5 protein-coding genes are annotated in these 11803 nt (G+C 45.7%); 2 read left to right on the forward strand and 3 right to left on the reverse strand.

Annotation, left to right across the window (positions count from 1 at the left end; translation table 11 throughout):
- Positions 1 to 6: 6 nt before the first annotated feature.
- The 3 genes from R3D86_09040 to R3D86_09050 all read right to left on the reverse strand — a co-directional run bounded on the left by R3D86_09040 (position 7) and on the right by R3D86_09050 (position 10089).
- Positions 7 to 564, reverse strand: coding sequence for a hypothetical protein (locus R3D86_09040; GenBank protein ID MEZ5758352.1), 558 nt, complete (start codon positions 562 to 564; stop codon positions 7 to 9).
- Between the two features lie 24 nt (positions 565 to 588).
- Complete coding sequence (locus R3D86_09045) at positions 589 to 9069, reverse strand: hypothetical protein (GenBank protein MEZ5758353.1); 8481 nt, start codon at positions 9067 to 9069, stop codon at positions 589 to 591.
- A 315-nt stretch (positions 9070 to 9384) separates the two neighbouring features.
- A complete protein-coding gene (locus R3D86_09050) occupies positions 9385 to 10089 on the reverse strand; it encodes a tetratricopeptide repeat protein (GenBank protein ID MEZ5758354.1) in 705 nt (234 codons plus the stop codon).
- Between the two features lie 661 nt (positions 10090 to 10750).
- On the opposite strand from R3D86_09050, the gene R3D86_09055 reads away from it, so the two are divergent.
- Positions 10751 to 10972, forward strand: coding sequence for a hypothetical protein (locus R3D86_09055; GenBank protein MEZ5758355.1), 222 nt, complete (start codon positions 10751 to 10753; stop codon positions 10970 to 10972).
- A gap of 149 nt (positions 10973 to 11121) precedes the next feature.
- Positions 11122 to 11784: an ANTAR domain-containing protein gene (locus R3D86_09060; protein ID MEZ5758356.1), complete on the forward strand. Its 663-nt coding sequence runs from the start codon at positions 11122 to 11124 to the stop codon at positions 11782 to 11784.
- The last annotated feature ends 19 nt before the right edge of the window (positions 11785 to 11803 follow it).

An 11803-nucleotide genomic window follows, 5' to 3' on the forward strand; every position in this document is an offset into this window, starting at 1 on the left:
TTTTATTCAACGTACCGGTGACCAGACGCCGTTATTTTTACTAATCAGATATTCATCCACCAATGCACCATTCTCTGTGACAATCTGGGCTCGAATATTGTCACCCTCTTCCTTGACGGGACCGACTTTTAATCGCGGGTTTCCTGAAACCATCAGTCTATATTCAAGAAGAACTTTAACGGATTTTTCTGTTGGCCCCTCTGGCCCGAAGGCTTCCAGACCACTTCCTGCAGATGGCAATTCCAGACCAGGGGTGTTATTTGATTTTTGTTGCTCGAGCCTTGCTGCCTCTGCTGCAACAGCCTGAAGCTGGGCGGCCAATATCTGTATCTGATGAGTAAGTGCAACATAGTCAACGCTCTCGCTTCTTCCGGTCTGATATGGAACAAATGGGTAATCGAGCGCAGATTGAGCATTAACCTGTGCCCGTTCGCGGTAATAATCGGCACGCTCAAAATTACGTTCACTCAATTTTCCTTCCTGCTGATTTTGCTGTGCATATGCCTCACTGATCAAAGCCGCAGAAATCAAACCAATTGGAATTAAATATGTCTTTTTACTCACTCATAAGCCTCCTGTTTGGCATGATTAAAACCCTCCTGCTGCGTTTCCAAAGCCGGTAAAATTATCATTTGCCACTGCTGACCTTGCCGCGGCCCTAACACCATCCTGATTAAAGCCAAGAACCGGATTAAACCCAATTTCTTCCAGTGGAACCCCCAAGCTTGCTTCATCAATTAAATGGCCATACTCTTCCAGCACGGCACGTCCATGACCTGATGTTATGTCAAATGCACGTTCTGCAGCATTCTGCATATTTGTGGCTGCAGCAGCGGCCGCATCGGCGTTTCCATTTGCACGTGCCCTTGCCCAATCAAGTTTATAACTTTCATAGGCATTCATTGCTTCCCTATACTGGGTAACCAATGATTCATCGGGGGTCATCAAGGCCCGCTGAATGGTTTTTGCATTTGCCGCCCGTTCCGCGGAAGTTGCACCAACTGTCGGCACGGTTCCCCCTGCATCATGAACTATTGTGCGCTTAAAGCCATTTGGAAGGTCCTGGAAGCCAAAATTATTACTTTTCAGATCCAGAACAACAAACCCGCCTTCATTAATAAGGTCCTGTGCTCTGGAAATTGACTCTACCTCATCCAGAGTCATTGGGGTTCGTGCTCCCCGTGCCTGACTGTATGTCGGAACGGGTGCTTTTTCAGCAATCCGAATATTTCTTCCGGCAAGGACACCATTATCATTTGCAGCAGTTACCTGAAACTCGCCTCGTGCTTCCGGGGTATAAACAAAGTTATCTTTTACTTGTTTGGGCAGGTCAGTAAAAGCTTGCGTTCCTACATTATCAAGTCTTGCGGTTACCGGGTCCACCTCTCTGCTTAATTTAATGACATTTCCCTGATTTTTACCGTTTAGATCATTCACTACGGTAAAGGATCCTCTGCCGACTTCATCCCCCACTTCCAGAACCTGACGCGATCCTGTTGCTGTATCTTCAAGTATTAGAAACCGTCCGGCCCTTGTGGCCCGGACTGTCGGTGCAGTTGTTAAAGGCACCTGCATCAGGCCATTTTCTGTTCTGAAAACGCCAGGGGGTAAATTGCCCGCCGATGTGCCCGATGGGGCAGCCCCCGGTATATTATCAACAGGTCCAGCCACCGGTCCGTCAAACAAGGTACCATTCGGGCCGGCATTACCAAGATCCAGAGGGAGGCCACTTTCGCCGGGCCTTAATGGAAGATTTGTATTCGCGGCCGATGGCACTGGACGTGCGCCAGGTGCATTGGTTGGCGGTATGCCAACTGGCGGATTAGTTGGTGGAATACCAATTTCATTAACTGGTATGCCAGATTCTCCCACTGCAAGAGGTGCATTGCTGTTGGCTGCCGAAGGTGCAGGACGGGCACCCGGCGCATTGGTTGGCGGAATGCCACTGCTGCTAGCGGGTGGCGATGCTGCGCCTGCATTGGTCGGTGGAATCTGTCCGCCGTTGCCACCTGCTACAGGCTGAGTTCCACCCGGGCCGGTTCTTGATGCGGCAGGGAAAGGTTCATCAAATGCATTTCTGAATTCAGGACCCAGCATTTCATCAAGCCCAATATAAGGACCTTCACGTGGAGGAAGCACGGTTGTCGGGCTGGTGGTGCCAGGTCTTAAAGGTGTTGGTCTGGCCGGTGGATAGACCGGTGCCTTCGGCACTTCCCCAAATGCATTGGCAAATTCCGGACCGAGGATTTCATCAAGCCCCTGATAGGGGACACCTGTTGCATCTTTTGGAATATTCGGAACATCATCAAACGCATTGGCAAATTCGGGGCCCAATAATTCGTCAAGGCCCTGGAAGGGACCGTCCCGTGGCGGCAGAGGTGCTGCTGGGGCGGCAGTTCCGGGTCTGAGAGGAGTGGGTCTGACGGGCGGGTAAACAGGTGCACGTGGTGTCGTGCCAAAGGCGTTGGCAAATTCAGGTCCCAGCAATTCATCCAGCCCCTGATAAGGCAGTGTATCCGAAGCCAATGTCGTAGCAGGCACCGGTCCATCCAGTGCCCCGGCAAATTCAGGACCAAGTAGCTCATCAAGTCCGATATAAGGACCATCCCGCGGTGGCAGAACGGTTGTCGGGCCTGTGGTTCCGGGTCTTAAGGGTGTCGGCCTGGCCGGTGGATAGACCGGCGCCTTTGGCACTTCCCCAAAGGCATTGGCAAATTCCGGACCCAAAAGTTCATCCAGTCCTTTATAAGCGCCGCCAGTAACCTCAGGAAGGTGGGCACTTTCCGTAAATCTGACTGTGTCTCCTACTATTTCTGCTCCGCGGGTAACATCCGTTGCAACAGCGCTACCCGTTCTGGCAGCATCATTTATTGCATTGGCGCCTCTCGCTGCTTCCTCCAGTATGTTTGCGGCCTGAGCAAGTTCATCTACCTTGTCCAGTCCGCGCAGAACCGTAATGATTTTACCACCGCCGCCAATAACCATTGCCGGATCGACAAATAATTCTGCACCGACTGCTGTGATTTCAGATGAGCCGGAGAAAGCATCGCTTAATGATCCGGTTTGATAGGCACTATTCAGTTGATCAAGTCCATCCGATATTTTTTTGCCTTCACCAATTACGAATTTCATTCCCAGGTCACCCCAGCTGGCTTCACCAAGGTTATTGATCGTATCAAGATTCTCAGAACCAAAGATGTCTACATTAAGCCCAGTTGCCTCATTGAAATAAAGCTGTAGCGTTTCGTAGTAAGTATCAAGCGACTGAACAATAAGAATATCAGCGAGCCCGACCAGACTTTTGACCGTACCTTTGCCGACACCATATAGTGCTCCGACGCCTGATGAAATACCAACAGCCGTATTCTGGACAGCATCTGTTGTCGCATCATAGCCGGTGATGATGGATTCCCATATCGTTGGATCGGCTTCTTTAAAATCAATGCCATTCACGGCATTCTGAATTGTTGTGGCCGTTGCCTGCCGCTGTGAATTCAGGTCAGAATCTGACATGAGTTTGGCATTTGTCCGTTCTTCCAGATTGTCTTCGAAGGCAATTTCACCTAGTCCGTTCATTGTGCCGTAATATGTGATTTCCCGACGCACGTCTGCCGCAATAGCTTCACTTCCGGCAACGGTTCTTGCGTCAAAATCTTCCCAGTATTTTCGGGCTTCCTGAAGACGGGTAAGTTCACCTTTTGCCACTTCGGCATCTTCAGCACTGGTCGGGTTGTTAATTCGATTTTGTATTTCTGCTTCGCGAGTGTCGAAAGCCTGACTCCGTGCTGACTGAATATTGCGGGCATTTCCAACCTGTGACTGAGCATCGGCATAGGCATCAACATTTCGTTGAACTTCTTCCGCCCGTTTTTCATCATTAACCGCCCAGAGTTTTTTATTGGCTTCCTGCCAAGCTTCATAACGAAGCATTTCTTCAGTATTTCTGGCCCTTTGATCTGCCCGCAGACGGGACGTTCCCACTTCCAGTCCTTCTTTTAATCTATTTGCCTCAGCTTCCTCCTCATCATTCCAGATGGTCATGTCATTCAGTTCTTTGAGGCGCGTTTGCATATTAACAAGGTCTCTTTGGCGACTTTCAAGCATTTCTTTGGTTGAGCGCTGCCCTTGAGAACTATTGTTAAATTCTTCATATCTTGAATTCTGTTCCTTGAAATCATTGGCGGCTTCGCCAAGCTCAAGCTTCTGAATGAAATCAATTCTCTGATCAATACTCAGTTCGCTCCACTGTGGTATATTTTCCTGCAGCCACTCTGACCGTTCGTCTGAACTCAGTGATGACCAGCGCCAACCTTCAGGCGGACTGTTAATCAGTTCGTTAAAGGCCTTACGCTGCGCATCAACAAGGCTGTTGGCTTGTGTTGTCGCAAGCTGATCGAGTTTTGCAGCTTCGCTGTTTAGTCTGGCAGCCTCAGATTCCAATCTTTCGACCTCTGCCTGTGCTCTTGCCGCATCAGCCTCGGCATTCTGCGCTTTGGTTTCAAGGTTCTGGGCATCTTCCCTGATTTCAGTTTCTCTTGCTGTCAGTTCTGCTGCCCTTGCATCATCACGGGAAGCTTCTGTACGATAATCTTTTGCCTGCTCTTCTCTCTCTCTTGCATTTTGCAGGTTATCCTGGGCAGCGGCCCGTGCATCACGGGCCAAGGATTTATCATCTGTGCTATCCGCAATTGCATTAAACTGGGCAGCGGATTGCCTTAAACGTTCTGCCTGTGCTTCCAGATCTTCCGCTTTGGCGCGGTTTTTACTTGCCTGCTCTTCAGCATAATCAGCAAAGCCAACATATTCGTCCGCCTGGCGTTCTCTGGTTCCGACATTTTGATCGGCCTGACTGCGCTGAAATTCTGCTTCTTTTTGGGCCTGCTCTGCATCAAATCTGGCTGTGTCTATTTGGTTTTCAATGCGTAAAGCATCACTTCTGACTTCCCTTGCAGCCTGCTTGGTGGTTGAAATTAGTTCATGTTGGTCGGCAATAGTAGGGGTTGGTTTTGTTGCACTTGCGACCGCAATTGCCGCTCCGTGAGTGGCCTGTTCAGATAAGTCATTGGCGGCATCAGTAATATACTGGAAAAAGCCTCCGGGCTGTTCAAGAGGTGGTTCACTGATTAAAACCGGATCACTGGCGACTTCGACTATTCTTTCCGTCGTGCTGTCGGTGCTGTTATTGGTGGTTTTTGCCTGTTGCGGTGAATTTGCCAGTTGCTGTTGCTGGTTTTGGGCATTTGTTACGGCATTACTGACACCCTCGGCGGCGGCGGCCCAAGTGGACGATGCTCCGATGGAATTGGCACTTAGTGCAAACCCACCTTCGGAATTGGTTGAAATATTAATGTCATTCTCAGCAAATTGACCGGTTATCCTGTCTACCACCTCATTATATTGACTGACCCTTGACTGTGCGCGTTCAATAGTTGCCGGATCACCACCTGCCTGAGCCTCAGCAAGATTACTTTGTGCCTGCTGAAGATTGCTTGTCGCATTTACAAGATTGACCTGCGCCTGCGCCATTTCCCCGACCTGTTTTGCAAAGGCAGTTCTGTTAATGGTCCCATCTGCATTTAAGGGCAACCCATCGGTTAAATCAGCGGCCCATTGATTATGTGTATTAACAAGGTCGACGGCATCGCTTGCTGCACCAATTGATTTTAGCCCGTTAAGCTCACTTTCAACTTCGCTTAAGCGTTTTGTCATATCCCGGTAAGCCTGATCAGCGCCAAAAACGACACCAGTTCCGCTTGATCCCATAGGATTGAAATTCTCAATATTTTCCTGAAGCTGCTGCTGTTCTGCCTGAAGTGCTTTGTAACGATCAGTATATTGACCCCCAGGATCCTCGACCGTACCGCCAAGTCCGTTTCTGGCAGCAGTTACCCGGGTTTTGGCTTCATTAATCATATTGATTTCATTGTTAAGCTCTGCATCCGTTAAATTGCTTAACCGTTGACGTTCGGCAAATTCACCTGAAATATTATCCAGTGCTTCCGAAATCTGGCGACTTGTCGCGTTGGTAACAGGCAGGCTTTTACCAGTTAATGCCTTTGTTGTATTACCGACATCACCGGCAAAGTTTCTTACGGCTTCCTCCGCAGTTTCTAGCTGTGTTCTAAGGTCTCTAACTTCATTTTCCAGATCAGATAAACTTTTCGGGTCAAAATCCGGGTTCTGGCGCGCTGCGTCTAGGGCATCCTGAGCACTGCTTGTCCGTGCTCTTAGGTCGGTTGCCTGGTTATTGGCATCAATATAATTGTTAAAAGCATCTGCTGCCTTGCGGGCATTTTCGTAATCATTCCATTCGTCCTGCATTCCATTTGCATAAAATTGGGCTTTTAACGCTAAGCTGTCAGCGATCTGCGCATTATTTGCTGCAGCCTGCGCTTCTCTTTCTGCCTGTTCGATGGCCCGGTCATAGGCTTGATCCTGTCTTGAGCCTGATCCGCCCTGACGTCTTAAATTAAGCTGTTCTTCCCGCAGTCGATCAACTTCACTTTGAGCATTAGCAGCAGCTTGATGGGCCTCATTTCGCATGCGTTCTGTTTCGAAAACTGGATCACCCTGACGCATTGCGTCAAGACGGGCCTGATTTCTCTGGAAATCCTGGACCTGCCCCTGAAAGCGGGCCTGGTCTGCCTGAAACCGTCCTTCCTCTCTGGCAAGGTCGGTTATATTCCGTGAATTTTGCTGACGTTGTTCACGAATGGACCTGCATTCAGAACTACGGCAGTTTGGATCGCCGTTTCTGCGGGCTTCCTGTTCTGCCTTTCTTAAATCACGCTCTTCCTGTTCAAGCCTTGCACGGCGTTCCTGCTGTTCATTTCCTCTTTCTTCAAGTTCGTCACCTTGTTCATTTAGGTCTTCAGCACGCTGCCTCTGCTCTTCTTCTAATGCATCAATTGCTTTTTGACGGGCACTACGTTTATCCCTTCGCTTTTTCTCCTCGTCCGCCCGGTCAGCGTCTTCGTCCAGATCCTTTTCAATATCATCAAGGTCTTCTTTGGCTTTTTTCTCACCCTCATTTTTGGCATCATTTATTTCTTTATCGAGTTCATCGGCCACTTTATTTGCTGCTTCTTCGCACGCATTGGCCAGAATTTCGGGGCAGGGGCCGAAAACGTCTCCCACAGCTTCTCCGTCATTTATATTTTTACTGGCACTTGCGACACTGTTGCTCAGGCTTGCAATTTGAGGGGATAAATTAGGGATTGTGTTACCGGCTTTTAGGCGGGCATTTTGAGTAAAAATGCTCATGCGTTGAGGATCCATCATCCCCTCACTTCCACCCATCTGGCCCATGGATACGCCCATCATGGAGTTATTATTGTCTTCAATAAGGGCTGTCGCGCGGGCCTGTGCCCCTTGCCGCAAACTGGAGGCTTCCTGTTGTTGCCGGATATATTCCTCGCGGCGACGTCTTTCCTCTTCAGCTGCTCTGGCGGCGGCGGCTTCCCGTTCTGCCTGTGACATCCCTGATGCAGAGGCTACCTGGTTTGATTTTACTGCTGCCGGTGTTGATGCCGGAGAACTTTGTCCTTCATCTGTTTTTTCAGATGTTTCATCATCAGTCACAGTATCATCAGCACCATTTTCTGTACTCGCTGTCTTTGATGCATCAGCCATATTGACTTCAGAGTTATCAGTGGTTGCAGTCTCTTCCCCGTCCGTTTCATTTGTTGATGCTGAAGTATCATCGGCAGCAGGAGCCTGATTTGTTGCTATGTTTGAACCGCTATCTACTATTGTCTTTTTTGAACCAGTGTCACCAACTGTTGAACCGGAAGTGGTTGAATTAGGGATAGGAACGGCACTAGAAGTTGTTGGCGTTTTATCAACATCCGGAACACTACTGCTAAGAGTGGTATTAGAAGGTGTAGTTGTCGTAGATGTTGAATTTCCACCACTCACGACCGCTGGCGTTTCAATCGTTCCTTCCGTTGTCGTTGTGGTAAGTGTTTCCGTTATCGTTGTTTTGCTGTTTGGCGTTGTCGTTGTGGTAACGGTTGTATCAACTGTTTGTGTCGGTGTTGATGTAATTTTTGTACCGTTATCCAGAATTTGCGTTGTCGTATCGCCAACTGTGGTCTGTGTATCATTTGTTACTGTGGTTTGGCCGCCGGTAACAGTTGGTACAGCTATAGCTGTATTTGTTCCAGTATTGTTGGTTCCGGTACTGGTCCCTGAAGTTGTCTGCTGAGCTTGAGTAGCCTGGGTTGCTTGTTGTGCCTGTGTGGCGTAATTCATGCCACCGCCCGTTTCACTGCTGGTTACTATTGTTGGAGACTGGATCAAATTTTCAGTGACCGTTGTCGTCGTTGTTTCCGTAATGACCGTTTTGCTGTCGGGAGTGGTTATAGTTGTGACCTCAGTATCAACTGTTTCTGTTGGTGTTGATGTTATTTTGGTCCCGTCAGCCAAAGATTGCGTTGTCGTGTCCCCAACCGTCGTTTGGGTATTATTTGTCACCGTCGTTTGGCCGCCACTGGCCGTTACCATATTCGGACTATAGCTATAAGTCGGTGATTGGGCTTGTGTAACATTGGTTGTTACTGGCTGACTTTGAATTGTGTAGGAAAACTGGCCTGATGCAGAATTGCTACCTAGTACATAGCCATTTGTTGTCGGTGTTACATCCAATCTCATCCAGCCTGATGGCGTTGGATCATTTGTCCCGACTGTTCTGACTTCTCCCGTATTGGGGTTGGCAACCACCTGGCTGCTTTCTGAAAGTTGTGAGAGCAGGTTTTGGTTTATTTGAATGTTGTTGATTAAATTCTGATAATTCTGGATAGCCGTCTGTTGGTCATTTTGAAGACTATTGTCCTGAACCGTCTGACTGTTTGTTGATGTCCCGCCGTAGTAAGACGGAATATTCAGTGTTTCCTGAGCAATGGAATTTTGTACCGTGAGCAGGGGCGCTACAAACGGTATTATACAGTAAATCAAGGCATTTTTAGAAATAATTTTAATTTTCGATGATGAGAAACCAAGTCTATATGCCGTACAGTCAATAAGACTATTCCGTTTATGCTCCCAATAATATCTAAAACCCTCCCACATGGTTTTTTCCCAATTATTGATGAATATCAATATTATAGAAGGCTGTAACTCAACCTGCTTAACTTACTTCAATCAGTGCCCATATATTTTTTGTTAATGTATTTTATTATTTTGAGTGCATTGTACTATAAAAAGAGAAAAGAGTCTAATCTGCTCGTACATATTCGTACGGCTTTTTTTACCATGTTCTAATATAGAATCATTCCAATTTAATTTCCCATGTGATAGCCACATATATCATTCCCATAATGTAAATAAGAATGATGATTTAAATTATACTCCAAATATTTCGGATACGATAATTTTAGGGCTTATTTATCTGTGCTCTCTTATCCATTTTTTAGCATCAGATTTGCTTTTAAGAATTTCATTTTCCGATAGATTTTTTTCTAAAATGAGCATTAAACTTTTTGCGTCACCCTCACCGTATGAGTCTGCAAGGACGGCCCACTTATAGGCTTTTAAAAAATCCTGTTTTACACCATTTCCCTGATAGTATATTTTCGCAAGATTATATTGAGCACGGGCATGTTCCTGATCCGCGGCACGCTCATACCAATAGGCTGCACTTTCAAGGTCTTTTGATGTTCCTTGGCCGGTTTCAAGTTTGAGACCTAAAAAATATTCTGCCCATGCATATCCCTGTTCAGCAGAAAGCCTATACCAGTTGACAGCCTGTTCATAATTAATCTCAACACCGCGACCTCTGTTATACATATTACCCAATATATATTGTGATTTGGGGTCGCCCAACGCCGCTGCGGCCTTATACCATTTTAAAGCTTCCGGGTAGTTCTTAGGTACCCCTACCGAGTTTTCATACATATATCCAAGGGAATATGTTGCTTCCATATGACCTTCTGCAGCAGCCTTTTTAAATTCCGAAATGGCATAGTCAGATTGCCCGAACATCATGGCAATCACGCCATTTGAATAATCCGCTAAAGCATCGGCTGAACCTGTAAATGAAATGAAAAGAATTATAGGGAGTAATTTCAACTTCTTTTTCACAAATATCATTTTTTAATTTCCTTATAATATTTCTGAATATGGAGCATTTTAATTTCAGAATATTTATTGATTATACGGCGAAACAATAGAAACAAAACATATAATATTAGTCGCTATGAGCACTGTCCATTTTCCGGAAGATTTCCGGAAAATGGACAGATATAGTTCTTAAAACGGGAATTTTTCCGAAAATAATCATGTTGTTGGCAGTCTTTAATTTAGAAAGATTTGATAAAATCAGAATCAAACATTTTTCCTACAGTGCCTCTTAACGCTCTTTTCAATTTGTGCCTATTTTTTATGCACTGTAAATCAGGCAGTCCTTTTTTTAATCACATCCACTAAATTTTATCAGAATGTGAAAAATTAGTTTTGGCTTTGAATTTATAAGGATGAAAATTTTATGTTGAATATTCATTTTAAAAACAATGGGTTAATTGTCATAAAGAAAAGAAAATATTTTTTTTAGAATGAATAAAATTTTCTGGCACGGCAATTGCTATTACTTAAACGTGAACCGCCAGGGACGGCGAGTTCCACCCTCGATCCAAAGAAGGATTGAATGAGCACCGGTTCTATCTGATCTCATGAATTGAAAAGTAGGACCTGTTTATTGCCTCAAGATGCATTGTCATTGCGAGGGTTAATTAAACTTCTTTGGAGACTTAAAATGACGATTACCATGAAGGAGCTGCCTGCCCTTCCTCCGTTAAAGCAAAGAATGATTTTATCATTACTGATATTGAAAGCATTGTTAGTGCCTTTGCCATTATTGGCCGCGGCTGAGAATGTTAAAGCGCAAAAAATTGTGTTTGACCCCAAACCAATTGCTCCTCAAAGCGCAAGATTTATTCCGTCAGCATATAGCTTCGGCAAAGATCCGGGAGAATAAGGAAAGGATAGTGAATAGTGAAAAGATGATTTTAAATTTTTCCTAGTGAAGTAAGTTTCCCCCAATTCTTACTTCAGTACGGAGGCGAGGCTTCTCTCCCCTTGCCTCCGTAATATTGATAGATAACTAATCAACACTGTGCAGAAGAAATGAAAATATTAGTAATTGATGAAGATGCCGACAATGCAGTCCTTATTGAGAAAGCACTTATATGTGCCAACTATGATCCTGTAATATCTATGAATGACCACACAAATTTCCATCAAAAAATTCTAGACACTTCTGCTGACGTTATCCTGATAGCATTACGTGACCCGGCTCGCGATACTCTCGAAAAAATGTTTGAACTAACGAAAGTGGTTAAAAAGCCTATCATCATATTTGTAAACAAATCGGATGCTATGACGATCCACCAAGCGATCAGCTCCGGCGTGAGTGCCTTCATCGTTGACGGGTTAAAACCCGAGCGGCTTGGGGCAATTGTAGAAGTAGCGTTAAGCCGTTTTGATAGTGTCCAGAAAATTGCAATAGAACTGGATCAGGCAAGAACTGCACTCGCAGAAAGAAAAGTCATAGAAAAAGCCAAAGGGCTTCTAATGGCAAGTCGGAATATTTCAGAAGACAGCGCCTATAAATTATTAAGAAATAATGCCATGAAGCAAAGCAGGAAGATTGTCGAAATTGCCAAAATTATCATTTCTGCTTCAGAAATTGATAACTCTGATCTGCTTCATACAGATGTTCTGGTTGATAGATTGGAATATAAAGCAGACTCAAATTTTCAAAACAACCTTGTCACAAATGAAGATTAGTTCTAATTTACTAATGTAA

This window comes from Emcibacteraceae bacterium, assembly GCA_041396985.1.
Lineage (GTDB): Bacteria > Pseudomonadota > Alphaproteobacteria > Sphingomonadales > Emcibacteraceae > Pseudemcibacter.

Excerpts from the sequence above, each read along its gene's own strand:
- R3D86_09050 (MEZ5758354.1), bottom strand. The coding sequence starts at position 10,089 with ATGATATTTGTGAAAAAGAAGTTGAAATTACTCCCTATAATTCTTTTC.
- R3D86_09060 (MEZ5758356.1), top strand. The coding sequence starts at position 11,122 with ATGAAAATATTAGTAATTGATGAAGATGCCGACAATGCAGTCCTTATT.
- R3D86_09055 (MEZ5758355.1), top strand. The coding sequence starts at position 10,751 with ATGACGATTACCATGAAGGAGCTGCCTGCCCTTCCTCCGTTAAAGCAA.
- R3D86_09045 (MEZ5758353.1), bottom strand. The coding sequence starts at position 9,069 with ATGTGGGAGGGTTTTAGATATTATTGGGAGCATAAACGGAATAGTCTT.